A 17,956-nucleotide genomic window follows, 5' to 3' on the forward strand; every position below is an offset into this window, starting at 1 on the left:
TCGATGATAATTTTTTGAAATTAGTGTTTGACCTGAACTTAACTTGAGGTCCTATGGTCCTGCTCCTGAGATAGAGGTTCTTCGATATACCGCCCCATACCGCCCCGAACGGACAAGACACGGAGCCCCCGATGAATACGCATCTGCCGACGAATGCCGCCAAATTCGATGATGCCACGATCCATTCCAGCGTGCAGAACGCGATTGACGCCAGCTGGGCGAAGCCCTTTAACCTGCCGGAGCCGCAGGTCGATCTGGATGCCTATTTTGCCCGGATCGGCTATGACGGCCCGCGCGAGGCAACACTTGAGGTTTTGCGCGATCTGCATGCGCTCCATCCCGCGCATATCCCGTTCGAGGCGATCAATGTGCTGTGCCGCAAGGGCGTGAGCCTTAACCCCGATGATGTGGACCGCAAGATCATTTTTGACGGGCGCGGTGGATATTGCTTTGAGCAGAATGGCCTGTTCCGGCGTGTGTTGCGCAGCCTTGGTTTCGAGGTCGAAAGCCTTGCCGGGCGGGTATTGTGGGGCTATTCCGAGAGTGACGGCCCGCGGCCGCGTTGCCATATGGCGATGCGGGTCACACTGGATGGCGAGGCGTGGCTGGTTGATGTCGGGCTGGGCGGATGTGTGCCGACCGCGCCGCTTTTGCTGGGCGTTTCGGTGCCGCAGGTGACCCCGCATGATACCTTCCGGGTGCGGGAGCGCAATGGCCGTTACCTGACGGAGCTTGAACGCGACGGGGTGTGGAAGCCGGTGCATGAGGTCGATATCATCCCGGTCGAGGATATCGATTACGAGGTGATGAACTTTTATGCCAGCACCCATCCCGAAAGCGGCTTTGCCAAGGTTCTGATGGTGGCGCGCAGTGCGCCGCATGCAAGGTTCACGCTGCTGAATAATCGCCTGACCATCCGGTTGCGGACGGGCGAGGAAGAGGTGCATCACCTGTCGGTCGGCGATGTCGAGCAGACATTGACCGATATTTTCGGCATCAGCGTTGATCCGTCGTGGCGGACCTACCTTGAAGATGTGGTTGCCAGTGCCGAGGCCGTGCGCAGGCAGGGGTAAGACCGCGAAATTCAGATAATAAAGGGCCGTGGCGTTGATGCTGCGGCCCTTTTGCATGCGGGGTCAATAATTGACCGTCAATTCATGCCGGTTCATCAGGCTTTCAAACGTGCCGTTCTGTTTGACGGTGGCGAGGGCCGTGTTGAAGCGTTCGAGCAATTCATTGCCGTTCGGGTAATCCTTTGAGGTCATCAGGAAAAGCCCCGATCCTTCAAGCAGCGGTTTTTCAATCGTATAGAATTTTTCGACTTCTTTTGGCGGGAAAAGGTTTCGGATGGTGTACCAGCCAACGGAGCGCGCGGTGGAGAACAGGTCAATCCGGCCGATGTGAAGCATTTTGAAATTCTGTTCTTCGGTCAGGGCATATTCGACGGAAAGCCCGGCTTCCTCAAACCATGGCTGATAATAATATCCCTGTATCCCGCCAAGGCGGTAGGGTTTGAGATCAGAGAGTTCTTCATAGTGAATGGCCGGTTTGCGACCCTTTGCGTTATAGGCAAAAAACGGGGAATCTTCGATATAGAGCGCATCAGAGAAATTGAATTTTCGCGCGCGTTCTTCGGTGCGGCGATAGGGCAGCGTGCCCCATGCTTCGAGATTTTCAACATCCTGTTCGCCGCGTTTCCAAGGTTTGAAATGAAATTCGAACGTGACATTCATTTCATGGCCGATGGCATCAAACAGATCGGGCAGGAAGCTTCCATCCGCGTCGGCGTGCGCATAGGGCGGGTAATCGTTGGTGACGATGACCAGCGTTTCGGTTGCGTGTGCCGATGGCAGTTCATGCGCGTTGGCGTGCGTCTGAGCGTTTGTCTGGGCGAGCAGCAAAAGGGCGGCTGCGAGCCCGATTTTGCGAAAAAATGTCATCCGCGTCCTTTTCCCGATGCCCCGGGGCGATTGGTTGCGGTGTTCTGTGGCGGTCGCAATTCAACCGTGTGTTTCATTGTATATGGGTAGGGCAGAAGAACTTTGCAGGGGGATGCAGGTTTGGCTTTGAGGTATCGGGCATAAAAAAAACGCGCCGCATGGGGGATGCGGCGCGTGAAGTCGGGCAGATGTTGAGGGAGGCAGGGGTTGAAGATCAGTTGGTGTTGGCGGCCTTCAAGATCAGGTCGGCAACAGCTTTGGGGTGGGAAACCATGACGACGTGGGAGGCACCATCAATCACGACGGTTTCCTGTGAATTGGCGCGTTGCGCCATGAATTCCATTGCCGCCGGCGGGATGTTTTTATCGGCCGTGCCATAGATGTGGTAGGACGGCAGGTCTTTCCATGCGGTATCGCCAGACGGCTCGTTCAATGCAAAGTCGGTGACCGGGCGTTGGGCAATCGCCATCAGGCGGGCCTTTTCAGCGGGCACGTCGGCGGCAAATTGCGCGTGGAATTTCGCCGGATCGATATAAAGATCATTCACACCGTTGCCGAGCGGAACCGGGGCTGCCAGGGCTTCGCCCAATGTGCCGCCGGGGAATTTTCCGGCCAGTTCGGCAATGGTTTCACCCTTTTCCGGGGCGAAAGAGGCGACATAGACCAGCGATTTCACATTGGCTGCACCGGTTGCGGCGTTGCTGATGACCGGCCCGCCGTAGGAATGACCAACCAGAACCACCTCACCCGGAATGCTGTCGATAAGCGAGCGGGTATAGGCGGCATCGCCCGAAACACTGCGCAGCGGGTTGGCAACGCTGATCACGCGATATCCTTCGTCCTGCAGGATCGGTGCGACACCGTCCCAGCTGTCAGAGGCGGCAAAGGCACCATGGACCAGAAGGATGGTCGGTTTGGTGTTGGCGGCGGCGGTCGCAGCAGTGTCGGCGGCAAAGGCCGGAGATTGAGCGGCCATCAGGCCAAAAGCAAAAGCGGTCGCCTTGAGCAGGTTTTTCACATTCAGCATTTTCATCTTCCTTTTCCCGGTTTCGCCGATGACCGGCCAAACGTTGTTTCGATGAAATGCTTGTAGCTGTGAATTTATGATCGCGCAATATTAAATCGTGTGCGATTAAATCACGTGCAATCACATAAGCGTGAGGTCGGTGTTATGGCCCGTGAGCGGGCGGGGCGGGTTCGAGGCCGCAAATCCCAAAGTTTGGGGATTGAAATTGCAGGGGGATCAAAAGGTCGGCAAAAGCAAACAGGCCCGGAGAGTTTGTCCGGGCCTGTTGCAGTTTGCGCGTGTTTTATATCGTTGCCTGTCTTTACGTCAGGCCGCTTTCACGGCGTTCAAGAACGTCTCGACTTTCTGGCGCAGGGTTTCGGCCTGTTCGGACAGGTCCCCCGATGCGGCAAGCACCTGTTCGGCCGCCGCACCGGTTGAGGCTGCGGCTTCGTTGACGCCGTGAATGTTTGAGGTTACCTCGGTGGTTCCGTCAGATGCTTCCTGAACATTGCGGTTGATTTCCTGGGTGGCGGCACCCTGTTGTTCAACGGCGCTTGCGATGGTGGCCGAAATTTCGCTGATTTCGGCAATTGTCGTGCTGATGGAACCGATGGCAATCACCGCTTCCTCGGTTTCGGACTGGATCATTGTGATCTGGCTGGTGATTTCGTCCGTCGCCTTTGACGTTGCATTGGCGAGGTTTTTGACCTCTGCGGCGACCACGGCAAACCCTTTTCCGGCCTCGCCCGCGCGGGCGGCCTCGATCGTGGCGTTAAGGGCCAGAAGATTGGTCTGGGCTGCGATATCGCTGATCAGGCCGACAACATCGCCGATTTTCTGGGCTGCTTCGGCAAGGCCGCGGACCTGGGCGTTGGTGCTTTGGGCTTCGGCAACGGCTTTGCTGGCGACCTGTGCGGACTGGCTTACCTGATGGCTGATTTCAGAAATCGAGGCGCTCAGTTCCTCGGAGGCGCTGGCCACCGTCTGTACATTGTTTGATGCCTGTTCGGCCGCGGCGGCGACAACCGTGGACTGGCGGCTGGTTTCCTCGGCAGTTGCGGTCATGGATGTTGCAGTTGCCTGCATTTCGGTCGCGGCAGATGCCACGGTTTTCAGGACTGTCGACACGTCGCTGTCGAAATCGTTGGTCAGTTTTTCGATCAGTCTGGTTCGCGCTGCCTGCTGTTTCTGGGCCTCGGCCTCTTGGGCGGCAAGTTCGTCGGCCTTGATCATGTTTTCCTGAAACACCAGAACGGCTTTGGCCATGTCGCCAATTTCGTCCTCATGATTCTGGCCGGGGATCAGGATGGTTTTATCGCCATCGGCAAGTTTGCGCATTGTCGTCGTGATCGCCACAATCGGGCGGGATATTCCGGCCCCGATGAACCAAGCGGCAACCATACCGACAATAACAGCGACAACGGCAATTATTTCGGTAACCACGATCTCGAACTCGATGTCGTTGATCGTCTGGTCCGCAAGTGCATTCTGTTCCTGCTTGCTGGCAATCCGGATCTCTTCGATTGCCGTTGCAATTCGGGCACCAATCACGTCAAGCTCACTTTCGATGATTTCCTGGCGCTCGGATGCATCATTGCTTGCGCTGAATTTATTCAAAGATGCAAGGAAAGCCTGAAAGTCCTGCTCTGCCTGACGGGCAGCCGCGATTTTGCTTTGACTGTCAAGGATGGCGATAAGCTTCTTGTTCATGTCAAGTGCGGTCGACAGCTTGCCGACGGCTTGCTCTCTTAGCGCGCTTGACGAATTGGTTTGATAGGTCGCAATGCTGATACGCGCATCCTGAATATTGGCAAGCACGTAGGATGACTGGTTCGATATTTCCGCCAGCTCGTGATATTTCGCGAAGTTATTTTCTGCGCGATAAAGGGAGAAGACGGAAATAATCGCCAAGACCCCCAAAAGCACGAGAATGATCCCGAACCCGCCAAATACTTTGTGGGATATCTTGATTTTACCCAAAAACGACATTTTAACTCACCATAGGTTTCGAGGTCCGAATTCATTGCGCACACCCTTTTAGTATAGTATTTACATCCATATGGATAGTGAAACAATACTTTGGTAGGTTTGGTTTATCACTGTGTGATGTTATTCACCTTTGGGTGAGGGCGAAAAAAAACGCGCCGCAAAGAAGGATGCGGCGCGTATGGGATGGCCCAAAGGACAACAGGTTTTTGAGAGATCAGAATTTCATCCTGAACCCGGCACCGAGGGCATGTTCGCGGCGGCTTTTGGAGATCGAGGGCTGATAATCGGCATAGAAGCTCCAGCCGTCGTCATCGGCAAGGGTCATGCCGAGATTGCCGACCAGTGTATCGCGGTCGGTTTCGCTGCCTGCGACCGTGAAGGAGGATGTGCCGGTAAAGGCCAATGTGGTGCTGTTGGCTGTCGGGCCAAGGTGATGGTCCCAGCCAAGCCGGAATTGCGGGATCAGGGTTTTGCCATTGCCGGTTTCAAACATGCCCGCCATCCTTAGCCCAAGGCTTGCGGTGCCGGTCAGGGTGCTGTCAGATGCGCGTGACAGATTGGCCGATCCGGCCCCGGTTTCGGTAAAGCCGTCATGATTGTTCCACAGCATGCCCAGCGCGCCATAGGGCGCAACCCGCCAGTTATGGGCAACGTCAAATCCCCTTGCCAGTTCAAGATTGGCATTGAGCGCGTTGTCGGTGTAATCCGCCGTGGCGGTACGATCAATGCCGCCAAAAACAAGGTTACGGCGGCTGTCATTTGCCGTTCGGGTCCATCCGGCCTGCCCGGAAAGCCGCAAATCATCCCCAAGGTCACGTGTGCCATAAAGCCCGGCCATGAAATTGCGACTATCGAGGGTGGCGTCCCGGCCAGCCTGACGGTTCCTGGCGTCGGCATAACCGAAATAGACCCCCAGAATGGTGGTGTCGGAAAGCTGTGTGTCAAAGCCGCCAACCATGCCGGTCCATTGGTAATCGGTGGTGTCGGCATTGCCATCACCATCGATCCGGCCGGTTGCGCCGATGGCCTGAAGCCAGATGGCGGAGGCGGACTGTGGCGCATTTTCAGTGCCCAGCGACAGCATGTTTGCGTCACTTGCCATCGGACCGGAACGGGCAAAGCCGGTAAGTTCGGCGGGGGACAGGGTGCTGGCGGCGACAAGGGACCCGCTGGTGGTTTGGGCAATGGTGCGGCTGCGGTTCAGATCGGCAAGGCGTGCGCCGATCTGGCCGGTGGCCTGATGGGTGATGCGGGCATTCATGGTGGGGGCAGCGGCAAAGATATCGCCCGAGAGCTGTTGATAGGCGTGCTGTGCCCCGGCATTCGTCAGGCCAAGAATGGCGTTGCTGATGGTGGTGCCGTCCGTGCCCGAAAGGTTGCCAACCTGGCCAGCGACGGCTTTTTGATTGGGGGTTGTGGCAATGTCGGTAAAGCCACTGGCGTTGCGGGTCAGTGTCAGGGAGACATCATTGCCGGTGCCGCCGACGGTGGAACGGGCGGCGTCATAAAAGGCGAGCTGATTGTCAATGGTTGCGAAATCGCCGGTAACCGCATCAACGCCGTCATTTTCGATGATCACGTAACTATAGGTGGTTTGACCGGTGAAATTGTTCCCCGATACGCCTTTGACCCGCAGGGTCGAGCCGGTGATATCGACCGTGCCATTGACAATGACCTTGTCGGAATTTCCGGCATCGTCCACCTCGATCTCGAGGATGGAACCGGCATTGAGGAGATAGGCACCATTGACGGTTTGTGTGCCGATGGAATTGCCCGGCGCATGAATGCCGCCCGATGAAATGGTGGTTGCCCCGACGGTTCCCGTGCCGCCAAGGGTGGCACCGTTCGCGACCGTGACGGCAGAGGCAATTGATCCATTGACCGCAAGGCGGCCCGCAGAAACGGTCGTGGTGCCGGAATAGGTGTTGGCGCCGCTGAGTGTGACGGTGCCGGTGCCGGTTTTGGTCAGCGCGCCGGTCCCGGCCAGAACGGCACTGATGGTGCCTGATTGGGTATCGAAGGTGCCCGATGATGACAATGTGCCGTTTGATACGGTTGCGCCATTGAGTGTGATGGTGCCGGTGCGGGTCTGTGTCGTCGTGCCGAGATCAAGCGTTCCACCGGTCAGGTTAAGTGCGCCTGCGGCATTTCCGAGTGTTCCCGATCCGGACAGGGATAATGTGCCCGCCGAAAGGTTTGTTGCGCCGGAATAGCTGTTGGCGGCACTGAGTGTCAGGGTGCCTGCGCCGTTTTTGGTCAGTGCCCAGCTTCCGGTGCCGCCCGATCCGGCCTGATCGGTGATGGTATTGGCAAGGGTTTGTGTATCGCCGGTATCAGGATTGAAGGTCAGGGTGCCGCTGCCTTGCAGGAAAACACCATCGCCAAAGGCAGAGCCGTCCTCGGCGGTGCCCGCCGCACCGGTTCCGCCGTTTCCGCCGGTGACAGTGTTGTTATTGACGGTCAGGGTTCCGGCGATGGTCAGGGTTGCGCCATCCATCACAAAGATGGCACCCCCGGCACCAAGGCCACCACCCCCGGCCGCCTGAGAGATGGTACCGCTTGAGACACCGTTGCCCGCGCCAAATCCGCCCTGACCGACATTGGCGACGCTGCCAAGGCCGCCACCACCGCCGCCGCCGCCAAAACCGCCATCGCCCCGGAATGCGCCACCCCCGCCGCCAAAACCGCCATTGCCGGCTTTGCCGCCGCCGCCGCCAAAGCCGCCATCGGGGTCGTCGGTGAACGTGCCATCAATGCCGTTGACACCGCCGCCGCCGACCGATTGGTCGCCGGAACCCCCGCCGCCGCCATTGTTGCCGCCCGTACCACCCCCGCCGCCAGAATCGGTGCCATCCCCACCGGCACCTTCGCCCTGGGCGATCCCGTCACCGCCATTGCCACTATTTGATCCACCGGTTGCCCCGCTGCCAAGGCCGCCGCCGCCGCCGTTAGTCGCCACTGACAACCGTGCCGCCATCGACCCCCCATGCCGCCGCCCCCGCCGGTGACCCCACTTGCGGTTTGTGCACCGCCATCACCGCCGGTTGCGGCGTTGTTTTGCGCGACAAGGTTGCTGATGGTGACATTGGCGCCATCCTTGACGAACAGGGCCCCGCCAAGCCCGGCACCGCCGCCTGCGGCCTGGCCGGCATCGCCGCCAGATGCAACCGCATTCTCGATGGTCAGGTCGTTGATTGCCACGGTGCCGGAATACACAAACAGGCCGCGAAAGGCGTTATTGCCACTGAGTGTATTGCCATTCCCGTTCAGCGTGATGTTGCTGTTAAGCGCGTTCAGGTCGCCGCTGGTCAGCGTGATGGTGCCAAGGCCATTTTGGACATCAATGGTGTTGGTGCCGCCCGCAGCATTGGCATCAAAAATCGCCTGACGCAGGGAACCGGCACCGCTATCGGCGGTGTTGGTCACATTGAACGTTGCGGCCTGTGCCGATCCTGCTGGTGCGGTGCATGACAGGATCAGGGGGACAAGGCCGTACCGGGCATGCGCAAAGATACCACGCCAGCAGGAGAATTGACGTGCCCGCCGGGATGGTTGATGCGGATCCATATGACAGCACGCCTTCGGTCATGAGAAATGATGATTTCTCAATCCTTTGGGCGACTTTTGCCAAGGGGACAACCCGCTATCTGGGGCCTTAGGCTTTATTCTGCGCAATCTGGATAAGGGGTTGCGCAAAGTGGATATTTGGCAGGTTTTTAAAAGATAAAAAGACCATCCGCCGGGCCGGATCATTCGGGATCAGTTTGCCGGTCTGGCATCGGCCCGTTGGGAGAGATCATCCATATAGGCCAGAAGATCGGCGATGGTTTCCGGCGTGAAGGTGAATTCCGGCATGGTCAGTTGATCGTGCGACACGGTGATGCCTTCGGCCAAGGCTTCTTCGAGGTTTTCAATCGGCCAGCGCTGGCCGAAGCTTGCGAGCGGTGGGGCGGTGGTGATTTCGGGGTCGGGATAGGGATCACCGGCAAATTCCATATGGCAGCGCAGGCAGGTCTGTTCTGCAATCGATTTGCCGCGCGCGATATCGCCCTGTTCCTCGCCGCGATGGGCCAGCTGGTTGCTGACGATCAGGAAAGTGGCGGCGGCGGCCCCGGTGATCAGGACGACGAGGCTGCTTTTGCGGATTCTGGTTTTCATGGCGGTTTCCCCTTTCTTGCTTGCGCGGAGTATAGCGCCATTTGGTAAAGGAACGTTTTCGAATGTGGCGGGGAAGATTGCGAAAGATATTGATAATCAGTCTTAATATCTGCTAGTGACGTTTCCGGTTTCCGATACGCCATTGTTTGTGCCGGTCCAGAAGGAAGATACGGCTTTGTCCGCGAACCCCAATGCCCTTGTTCTTTTCATGTCGCACCGTCCGGCGCTGGTGAATTATGCCAGCAGCATCACGGGCAATCGCGTGCAGGCCGAGGATCTGGTGCAGGAAGCGTGGTTGCGGTTTGACGCGGCATCGGACGGGCGGCTGATCGAGGATGCGACGGGGTATCTTTACCGGATCGTGCGCAACCTGGCGCTCGATAGCAAACGCAGGCTGGTGCGTGAAAGCCGCCTGACATCGGCGGGGGATTATGACGAAGCCGCCCGGACATCTCCCGATGTTGCCCCGGACCCGGAAACCGTCGCCCTTTACAAGGATGAATATGCGATTGTGATGGCGGCGATGGATGAATTGCCCGAACGCACCCGCATTGCATGCGAGATGCATCGGTTTGGTGGCGCAAAGCTTAAGGAAATTGCCGCCTTCCTTGGCATATCCGTGCCGCTGGCGCACAAGCTGGTGGCGGACGGGATCGAGCATTGCAAGCAGCGGCTGGATCAGGCATGAGCCGGGTTCACAATATTTATAGAAAAAAGTTCCGCAAATGCGTTTAGTAGTTGCAGGGATTTTGGCTTTGGTTTTTTTCGGGGCAGGCCGGTCCGCACCCGCAATTTGCGAGACCGACCGGGGATAGAGACGAGAATGGCAGCGAACACAGATGCGATCCCGCCGCAGGCCTCACGGGAGGCGACCGACTGGCTGATCCTGTTGCAGGAAGAGCCGGACGATCAGGATATTCTGCGTGCATTCGCGGCATGGTGTGATGCCGACCCGGCCCATATGCAGGCATGGAATGCAACCCGCCTGGCAGCCGATGTGATGGCGGCAGGTCTGCCCGAACATGCCGACCGATGGCAGCCATTTGTGCATGAGATGCGGGCGGGCGGTGAAGGATCATCTGTTTCATCATCATCGCGTAAAGACAATATTGTCCGCCCAACGTTCGGACGGCGAAAGATGCTGCTTGGTGGCGGGCTTGCAATTGCCGCATCGCTTTTTGCCGCCGTGGTCGGGCCGGGGATCGTTAGCCGTGCCGTGACCGGCTGGCAGGCCGATTATGTGACCGACACCGCCGAAATGCGGACCATCACCCTTGCCGATGCCAGCACGGTGACGATGGCACCGGAAAGTGCGATCCGGGTGCGGTTTGAGGCGGGGGAGCGCCATATCGCGCTTTTGGGCGGTGAAGCGTTTTTTGACGTGACGCCCGACCCCGAGCGGCCATTCCGGGTATCGTCGGAGGATGTCGATGTCACGGTGCTGGGCACCGGGTTTGATGTGCGGCGCAATGATGCCGGTACGCTGGTTGCGGTCGAACATGGATTGGTGCGGGTCGGATTTGATGCGATTAACCCGCCGGTTCATGAAATGCTTGAAGCCGGACAAAGTGCCAGTGTGACATGGCAGGGGGCGGTGGCGCGTGGCAGCCTTCCGGCCGGGCAGATCGCGAGCTGGCGACAGAACCAGTTGATTGCACAGGATCAGCCGTTGGGCACCGTGATTGACGGGTTGCGGCGTTATTATCCGGGCCGGATCATCATCACCGATGATGCGCTGGCGACCCGGACGGTGACGGGGGTTTATAACCTTGCCGATCCGCTGGCAGCCCTTCGCGGGATTGCGCGGGCGCAAAATGCCGTGGTGCGGCAGGTGACACCGTGGATTTTGCTGGTGTCGGCATCCTGAGAACGGCCTGAAACAGCCCGTTTGACAAAAATCTGAAAAATTTCCCGAAGTTTTTTTGAAAAAAATCCCCTCAGGCGCGTTTTGTGTTTTAAGCGCAAATGAGAAGCGTTTTTATTCTCATTTGCGATCATGGATATGACGCAGAACGGAGATGACGGAATGACCACAGGGGGTAAGGCGGGCATGCGGAGCCGCAGCAGACAGACGGTTTTCGCAGGCGCGCTTTTGGTGACAAGCGCATTGGTGCCGGTATTGATTGCGGCACCGGCGATGGCACAGCAACAGGTGGCGCAAAGCGGGGCGGGGGTCCTTGGCGCGTCACATGCGTTTGATATCCCGGCGCAGTCGATGACCAGTGCGCTGACGCAGTTCGGGCAGCAGTCGGGGCTTCAGATTACGGTGGATGGGGCGCTTGTGCGCGGGATTGATGCGCCTGCGGTCAGCGGCAGCATGACATCGCAGCAGGCGCTGGACCGGCTGTTTGCCGGAAGTGGCCTGAGTTACAATATTTCCGATGACGGCACGGTGGTGGTCGAGCAGATCGTAACCGGTGGGGCGGCCGAAGGCGAGGTTCTTGACCCGATCCGGGTGGAGGGCAATGCAGAGGCGGCCTATGGCCCGATGGGCCCGACACGCGACAGCGTTGTTGCCAGCCGGTCGCGCACCGCATCGAAAACCGATACGCCGATTCTGGATGATTCCGCGGCTGTTTCCGTTGTGACGCAGAAGGAACTGGAAACGCGCAATGTGCAGGATTTACAACAGGCCCTAGCCTATACATCAGGGGTTAATGTTGCAGAATACGGTGCAGATGTTCGATATGATTATTTCCGTATTCGTGGTTTTTATCCGGCAGGTGGGTATGGGAGTTTTACCGATGGTCTGGCGCGGCGCAGCTACAACTGGACCGCAAGTCGTTCTGAACCTTATGGCATGCAACAGATTGATGTCTTGAAAGGTTCGACATCCAGTCTGTTTGGCATGAATGCGCCTGGCGGTTTGGTCAACATGATCAGCAAGCGACCGCAGGACGAAGCTGGTGGCGAGGTTTTCACCACGTTTGGGCAAAGCCACCTGACAGTCGGGGGAGATGTGACAGGGCCGGTTGCGGAAGATAGCAACTGGACCTATCGCCTGACCGGACTTTGGCAGGATGCTGATCGGGCGGGAAGGGATTATTCACAGGATGATCGTACCTATATCGCGCCAGCTTTCACTTATAAGCCGAAAGCCGGAACCGAACTGACGATCCTGACCAGTTACAGCAAACGCGACAGCAATGTCGGACATGCTTTTCCTCCCGGTGTTGATGTCGATCCCGATACGTTCCTTGGCGAGCCGGATTTCGATGAATTCGATACCGAGCAATATGACCTTGGATATCAGATATCGCACCAATTGAGCGACCAGTTGCAGTTCCGTCAGAATGCCCGCTTTACGCATCTGACACTTGATCAGCAACAGGTTTATGTCAGTTCTTCCAATCCGGCGAGTAATCGTTCAGCGTGGTCGCTTGAAGGGGAAACGAACAGTTTTCTAATCGACAACCAGCTTGAATATGACACGGCATTTAACGCCTATCTTGATAGCAAGACGTTGGCTGGTCTTGAATACAGTTATGCTGATACGCAGGAGACGGCCCTGTCTGGCTCGGCGCCGCCGGTTGATTTCAATAATCCGGCCTATTGCGGTGTTGGCTGTATCACGCTCAGCCCGTGGACCGATCACGAGATCAAACAGCGCAGCTATGCCGCCTATGCGCAGGAACAGCTGACGATTGATCGGGACTGGATTGTGACCCTTGGTGGTCGTTACGATTATGTCCAGTCCGATCTTGAGAACTATTTCGGCACGAGCGAGGAGCATGACATGCATGCATTCACCTCACGTGCGGGACTGACCTACAAGGTGACGGAAGAAGTTTCTGTCTATGGAAATTATTCGGAATCCTTCCAGCCGGTGTATAGCAATGCAGCCGGGGTTGAGGGTGACCTTAAGCCACAGGAAGGCACGCAGTATGAAGTAGGCGTCAAATATCAGCCCAGTGAATTTGATGCCCTGTTTACCGTTGCGTTGTTCGACCTGACACAAACCAATCTGGTCAAATCGAATGGGGGTCTGCTGCAGGAGCAGATTGGCGAGGTTAATTCCCGCGGTGTTGAAGTTGAAGGCAAGATGAGCCTTACGGACCGGATGAACGTCACGCTAGCCTATACCTATCTGGATGCGGAAATTACTGAAGATGGAACTTCGGGGAATGAAGGAAACCGCCCCGATCATGTGCCGGAACATGCCGCTTCTTTGTGGATGGACTATACCATTCCTGAGCATGGGATGTTTGGTGATCTCACACTTGGTGGTGGGGTGCGCTATGTCGGTCAGACTTACGGGGATTCCGCCAACCAGTATTCAATGAGTTCCTATGCGGTGGCTGATGCAATGATCAATTATCAGGTAACCGACAGTGTCAGTCTTGCGGTCAATGCGAACAACCTGTTTGACCGGGAATACGTAGCATCGAACAATGGATTTTCGTCATTCTATGGCGATGGCCGCACGGTTCTGGCGACGTTGAAATATAGCTGGTAGGCCAAGGTGCTTTGAAGCATCCGCCGGTTTGCAAAAGACGGTCGTCCCATCGGGGCGGCCGTTTTTGGTTTGCGCATTTTCGCGCCGGGAGGAGGGAGGAGGTGAACTGGTTCACCGATAGCGGATTTGTGATTTGCCTGCCGATGCGGATTGCCGAAAACTTTTCGCATTCCTGCCACCAATCTCATGATTTCCGCCCCGGTTAATACCGAAGGGAGCCTGTGATGAACCGTTTGACGGCCAAAGATTTCTCGCCGCAATTGCTTGAGCTTTATGATTTTTATGCGCACGGGATCATTTCGCGGCGCGAATTTCTTGACCGGGCTGCGAAATATACCGTCGGCGGGGTCACGGCGATGTCGGTTCTGGCGTCGCTTAGCCCGGATTATGCGCTTGCCACACAGGTCGAGTTTACCGATCCCGATATTGTCGCGGAATATATCATGTATCCGTCGCCCAACGGCCATGGCGAGGTGCGCGGCTATTTCGTCAAACCGGCGAACGCGACCGGCAAGCTGCCCGGTGTGGTGGTGGTGCACGAAAATCGCGGGCTTAATCCCTATATCGAGGATGTCGCGCGCCGGGTGGCCAAGGCGGGCTTCATTGCCCTTGCCCCGGATGGTTTGACATCGGTTGGCGGATATCCCGGCAATGATGACAAGGGCCGGGAATTGCAGCGCCAGGTCGACCCGACCAAATTGATGAATGATTTCTTTGCCGCCATCGAATTCCTGACCGCGCATGAGGCGACCACTGGCAAGATCGGTATTACCGGTTTTTGTTATGGCGGGGGTGTTTCGAATGCGGCGGCGGTGGCTTATCCCGAACTGGGGGCGGCGGTGCCGTTCTATGGACGTCAGGCGGACGTGGCCGATGTGCCGCGCATTCAGGCGCCGTTGCTGTTGCATTACGGCGAACTGGACGAGCGGATCAATGAAGGATGGCCTGCTTATGAGGCGGCATTAAAGGAACATAACAAGGTCTATGAGGCCTATATCTATCCCGGCGCCAATCACGGGTTCCATAATGATTCAACACCTCGCTATGACGAGGAACAGGCGAAGCTTGCATGGGATCGCACGATTGCGTGGTTTAATAAACATCTGAGCTAGGCTGCGGTGCAGCCCGCACATTCGCAGCAGCCCGGCGGCCAATATTCCGCCGGGCTGTTTTGTTTTCGATCTGTGCTTGACGGGGACTGCTTTTACGATACATCATAAGTTACGTGATTCGATGTGGTTTGTGATGAAGGAGCATTTCCGATGCAGAACGCGACCGAAAGGGCGGAAAACCCGGTTGAATTCTGGGAAGATCATTACCGGACAAAAAAGACCGATTATTCCGGCAATCCGGGGGAGTTGCTGGTGCGGTATGTGGCCGACCTGACGCCGGGGCGGGTATTGGATATCGGCTGTTCGCACGGGGATGATGCGCTTTGGCTGGCCGGGCGGGGGTGGGATGTGACGGGGGCGGATATTTCGCAAACCGCGATAGAGCGGGCGCAGAAACGCTTGGTGGGGAGTGATTTTTCTGGCCGGGTTCTGTTTGTCGCCTGCGATCTGGAACGCGAAATACCGGACGGGGAATATGACCTTGTCACCGCATCCTATTTTCAGTCACCGGTCGCGCTTGCGCGGGCCGATATTCTTCGGCGTGCAATGGCAAAGCTGGTGCCGGGCGGATATTTCCTGTGTATCGCGCACGCATCGGCCCCGCCGTGGCGGAAGGGAAATGGCGAACATCAGTTCCCGACCCTTCAGGAAGAGCTCGACGGGCTTGATCTTAGACCCGATGAGTGGATTTTGCACAAGGCCGGGTACGCGGTGCGCAACGTTACCGGGCCGGAGGGGGAGAAAGCGGAAGTGAAGGATATCGTGCTGTTTTTACAGCGTGGTTGATTTCTGGCGACATGGAAAGGGCGGGGCCAATTGACCCCGCCCCAGACTGCTGACAAAGTCCTCGCCATTGGCGGGGACTTTTGATTCAATGGGGAATGCTTAAGAAACCCAGCCCACATCAAACCGAACTTGAGATGGTGACACTCGACAGTTTGGTCCCCAGCGATCATTTGCTTCGTAAGATCGATGCCGTGATCGATTTCAGTTTTATCCATGCGCGCGTGGCCGATTTGTACTGCGCGAACAATGGCCGTCCCGCCCTTGATCCGGTGATGATGTTTAAGGCGCTGTTCATTGGCTATCTGTTTGGCGTGCGCTCGGAGCGCCAGCTTGTGCGCGAGATTGAGGTCAATGTCGCCTATCGCTGGTTTTTGCAACTCAAGCTGACCGACAAGGTCTTTGATGCCTCGACCCTGTCGCAGAACCGGCGGCGTCGATATCATGATGCCAGTGTTGCGCAGGATATTTTTGACGAGATCGTCGAGCAGGCGATCAGGCACGGGCTGGTGGATGGTAAGGTTCTCTATACCGACAGCACGCATTTGAAGGCCGATGCCAACAAGAACAAATGGGACCGCGAAGTGGTTGCCAAATCGCGCGCGGCCTATTGGGATGATCTGGATCTGGCGATTGAGGAAGACCGGGCGGCTCATGCGAAAAAGCCGCTCAAAGCCAAGGAACGCCAGCCGGTTGAGAAAGAAACCAAGATCAGCCGAACCGATCCCGACAGCGGATATATGGTGCGCGACGGCAAGCCCAAGGGCTTTTTCTATCTCGATCACCGCACGGTCGATGGCAAGCTTGGGATCATTACCGACAGTTACGCCACCCCGGCCAATCTGCATGACAGCATTCCCTATCTCGACCGTCTTGACCGACAAAGGCAGCGTTTTGACCTTGATGTTATCGCCGTCGGACTGGATGCGGGCTATGCGACCGCCGCGATTGCCAAAGGCCTTGAAGATCGTGACATCCTTGGCGTGACGGGCTATCGCCGCCCGAACCTTCGGGAAGGCTACATCCCCAAACGCAAATACGTTTATGACCCTGAACGTGATGCTTATCGCTGCCCCGAAGGTCAGCTTCTGTCTTATGCGACAACCGACCGAAATGGATACCGCCATTATCACAGCGACCCGGAAAAATGCCGCACCTGTCCTGTGCTGGCTTCCTGTACCGCCAATGCCCACCACCGAAAAACTGTCACGCGCCATGTCTGGCAAGACGCCAGAGACCGGGCTGACGCCTATCGTCTGACAGAGTGGGGCAAGCGGGTTTACAAGCGCCGAAAAGAGACGGTCGAACGCTCTTTTGCAGATGCCAAACAGCTTCACGGTCATCGATATGCAAGGTTCCGGGGACTGATCAATGTCAAATGCCAATGTCTGCTGGCCGCCGCCGCCCAAAACATCAAGAAAATAGCCCTGGCTTTGGGCCCCAAGGGGCCAATCGCCGAGGGATAATCCCCTCGGCACACTCAAGCCAGCTTTCAAACACCTCTAAAAGCAAAACCCCGCCAAAATATGACGGGGTTTGTCAGCGGTCTGGGGCGGGGCCAATTGACCCCGCCCGTTGTTTTTCATTCGCGGAACTTTTCGTGGGCGGGGGCACCGCCACGACCGCGTTTGAGGCTGGGCAGGGCCAGCATGGCAAGCACGAAAAGGCCGGTTGCCAGTTTCAGATCGGGCGGGGGCATACCGGCGGCCAGGCAGAGCGACACCAGTTGATAATAGATGATCGCGCCGACAAACGGGGCGAGGAGCTGGCGAAAGATGCTTTGTTTGCCAACGATGGCCTCGCCGATCATGAGGGCGGCCAGACCGTTGATCAGGATGCCAAGGCCCATATTCACATCGGCAAAGCCCTGTGACTGGACCATAAGCGCGCCGCTGGTGGCCGAAAAGGCGCTGGCAAGGCCAACACCGCCGATGGTCGAAACCCAGACGGAAATGCCCTGGGCCTCTGCCATGGCCGGGTTGGCACCGACCGCGCGCATGGCTGTGCCCTTTTCGGTTTTGAAAAACCAGTTAAGCGCCACAAACACCGCCGCCCCGATGATCCCGGCAATGATGATCTTGGCCGCCGGGAAACCGGGGGTGACAAAGGGCGCCCAGTCAAACACCGAACCGGTGCCAAAGATCGACAGGTTCGATTTGCCCATGATGCGCAGATTGATGCTGTAAAGCATCGTCATCATCAGGATCCCGGCCAGAAGCGTGTGAATGCGAAACCGCAGATGGATGAGTGCCGTACAGCACCCGGCAGCAAAACCGCACAGAAGGGCCGCGATGATGGCGAGTGCCGGATTGACCCCGGCGGCAATCAGAACCCCGGCAACACAGCCGCCCAGCGGATAGGCGCCTTCGCTGGTAAGGTCGGGGAAATGCAGGGTGCGGAACGGGATCATGATGCCCATGACGACGAAAGCCAGGATCAGGCTTTGTGCCAGCGTGACCGGCACGAGCGCCACATAGCTTGTGAAGGTCGAAGAAAGGAATTCCATCAT

The 17,956-nt window shown here is 57.3% G+C and carries 14 protein-coding genes; 7 read left to right on the forward strand and 7 right to left on the reverse strand.

Annotated features, from left to right (window positions below; translation table 11 throughout):
* Positions 1–131 precede the first annotated feature (131 nt).
* Entirely contained in the window at positions 132–1,073 is a 942-nt protein-coding gene (locus TH3_RS05015; RefSeq protein ID WP_007092458.1) for an arylamine N-acetyltransferase family protein, read from the forward strand.
* Between the two features lie 63 nt (positions 1,074–1,136).
* Here the strand turns inward: TH3_RS05015 and TH3_RS05020 are convergent, their stop codons facing one another.
* From TH3_RS05020 to TH3_RS05045, 6 genes are all read right to left on the reverse strand, one after another.
* Complete coding sequence (locus TH3_RS05020) at positions 1,137–1,940, reverse strand: substrate-binding periplasmic protein (protein ID WP_007092459.1); 804 nt, start codon at positions 1,938–1,940, stop codon at positions 1,137–1,139.
* A 214-nt stretch (positions 1,941–2,154) separates the two neighbouring features.
* Entirely contained in the window at positions 2,155–2,973 is an 819-nt protein-coding gene (locus TH3_RS05025; RefSeq protein WP_007092460.1) for an alpha/beta fold hydrolase, read from the reverse strand.
* Between the two features lie 300 nt (positions 2,974–3,273).
* Positions 3,274–4,938: a methyl-accepting chemotaxis protein gene (locus TH3_RS05030; RefSeq protein ID WP_007092461.1), complete on the reverse strand. Its 1,665-nt coding sequence runs from the start codon at positions 4,936–4,938 to the stop codon at positions 3,274–3,276.
* Between the two features lie 214 nt (positions 4,939–5,152).
* Entirely contained in the window at positions 5,153–7,435 is a 2,283-nt protein-coding gene (locus TH3_RS22280; RefSeq protein WP_083676755.1) for an autotransporter outer membrane beta-barrel domain-containing protein, read from the reverse strand.
* Positions 7,435–8,505 carry a hypothetical protein gene (locus TH3_RS23415; RefSeq protein ID WP_267958670.1) on the reverse strand — a complete coding sequence of 357 codons (1,071 nt, stop codon included), beginning with the start codon at positions 8,503–8,505 and terminating at the stop codon, positions 7,435–7,437. The genes TH3_RS22280 and TH3_RS23415 overlap by 1 nt, the downstream gene beginning before the upstream one ends.
* 192 nt (positions 8,506–8,697) lie before the next feature.
* Positions 8,698–9,096: a c-type cytochrome gene (locus tag TH3_RS05045; protein ID WP_007092522.1), complete on the reverse strand. Its 399-nt coding sequence runs from the start codon at positions 9,094–9,096 to the stop codon at positions 8,698–8,700.
* 175 nt (positions 9,097–9,271) lie between these two features.
* Between TH3_RS05045 and TH3_RS05050 the strand changes: the two genes are divergently transcribed.
* From TH3_RS05050 to TH3_RS05075, 6 genes are all read left to right on the forward strand, one after another.
* A complete protein-coding gene (locus tag TH3_RS05050) occupies positions 9,272–9,784 on the forward strand; it encodes a sigma-70 family RNA polymerase sigma factor (RefSeq protein WP_007092523.1) in 513 nt (170 codons plus the stop codon).
* A 135-nt stretch (positions 9,785–9,919) separates the two neighbouring features.
* A complete protein-coding gene (locus TH3_RS05055) occupies positions 9,920–10,963 on the forward strand; it encodes a FecR family protein (RefSeq protein WP_007092524.1) in 1,044 nt (347 codons plus the stop codon).
* 159 nt (positions 10,964–11,122) lie between these two features.
* Positions 11,123–13,552 (forward strand): TonB-dependent siderophore receptor, encoded by a 2,430-nt coding sequence (locus TH3_RS05060; protein ID WP_007092525.1) that lies wholly within the window; start codon positions 11,123–11,125, stop codon positions 13,550–13,552.
* Between the two features lie 224 nt (positions 13,553–13,776).
* Entirely contained in the window at positions 13,777–14,664 is an 888-nt protein-coding gene (gene yghX / locus TH3_RS05065) for a YghX family hydrolase (RefSeq protein WP_007092526.1), read from the forward strand.
* A gap of 150 nt (positions 14,665–14,814) precedes the next feature.
* Positions 14,815–15,450, forward strand: a complete 636-nt coding sequence (locus TH3_RS05070) for a class I SAM-dependent methyltransferase (RefSeq protein WP_007092527.1) — start codon at positions 14,815–14,817, stop codon at positions 15,448–15,450.
* A 95-nt stretch (positions 15,451–15,545) separates the two neighbouring features.
* Positions 15,546–16,913 (forward strand): IS1182 family transposase, encoded by a 1,368-nt coding sequence (locus TH3_RS05075; RefSeq protein ID WP_040059618.1) that lies wholly within the window; start codon positions 15,546–15,548, stop codon positions 16,911–16,913.
* Between the two features lie 116 nt (positions 16,914–17,029).
* Here TH3_RS05075 and TH3_RS05080 read toward each other — a convergent pair whose 3' ends face one another.
* Positions 17,030–17,956, reverse strand: a complete 927-nt coding sequence (locus TH3_RS05080) for an ABC transporter permease (protein ID WP_007090705.1) — start codon at positions 17,954–17,956, stop codon at positions 17,030–17,032.

The organism is Thalassospira xiamenensis M-5 = DSM 17429 (assembly GCF_000300235.2).
GTDB lineage: Bacteria > Pseudomonadota > Alphaproteobacteria > Rhodospirillales > Thalassospiraceae > Thalassospira > Thalassospira xiamenensis.

Bases quoted from the DNA above. Each gene is read 5' to 3' on its own strand.
- TH3_RS23415 (WP_267958670.1), bottom strand. From the start codon at position 8,505: ATGGATCCGCATCAACCATCCCGGCGGGCACGTCAATTCTCCTGCTGG.
- TH3_RS05060 (WP_007092525.1), top strand. From the start codon at position 11,123: ATGACCACAGGGGGTAAGGCGGGCATGCGGAGCCGCAGCAGACAGACG.
- TH3_RS05055 (WP_007092524.1), top strand. From the start codon at position 9,920: ATGGCAGCGAACACAGATGCGATCCCGCCGCAGGCCTCACGGGAGGCG.
- TH3_RS05020 (WP_007092459.1), bottom strand. From the start codon at position 1,940: ATGACATTTTTTCGCAAAATCGGGCTCGCAGCCGCCCTTTTGCTGCTC.
- TH3_RS05045 (WP_007092522.1), bottom strand. From the start codon at position 9,096: ATGAAAACCAGAATCCGCAAAAGCAGCCTCGTCGTCCTGATCACCGGG.
- TH3_RS05030 (WP_007092461.1), bottom strand. From the start codon at position 4,938: ATGTCGTTTTTGGGTAAAATCAAGATATCCCACAAAGTATTTGGCGGG.
- TH3_RS22280 (WP_083676755.1), bottom strand. From the start codon at position 7,435: ATGGATGGCGCAACCCTGACCATCGCCGGAACCCTGACCGTCAATAAC.
- TH3_RS05080 (WP_007090705.1), bottom strand. From the start codon at position 17,956: ATGATGGAATTCCTTTCTTCGACCTTCACAAGCTATGTGGCGCTCGTG.
- TH3_RS05025 (WP_007092460.1), bottom strand. From the start codon at position 2,973: ATGAAAATGCTGAATGTGAAAAACCTGCTCAAGGCGACCGCTTTTGCT.
- TH3_RS05070 (WP_007092527.1), top strand. From the start codon at position 14,815: ATGCAGAACGCGACCGAAAGGGCGGAAAACCCGGTTGAATTCTGGGAA.
- TH3_RS05015 (WP_007092458.1), top strand. From the start codon at position 132: ATGAATACGCATCTGCCGACGAATGCCGCCAAATTCGATGATGCCACG.
- TH3_RS05075 (WP_040059618.1), top strand. From the start codon at position 15,546: ATGCTTAAGAAACCCAGCCCACATCAAACCGAACTTGAGATGGTGACA.
- yghX (WP_007092526.1), top strand. From the start codon at position 13,777: ATGAACCGTTTGACGGCCAAAGATTTCTCGCCGCAATTGCTTGAGCTT.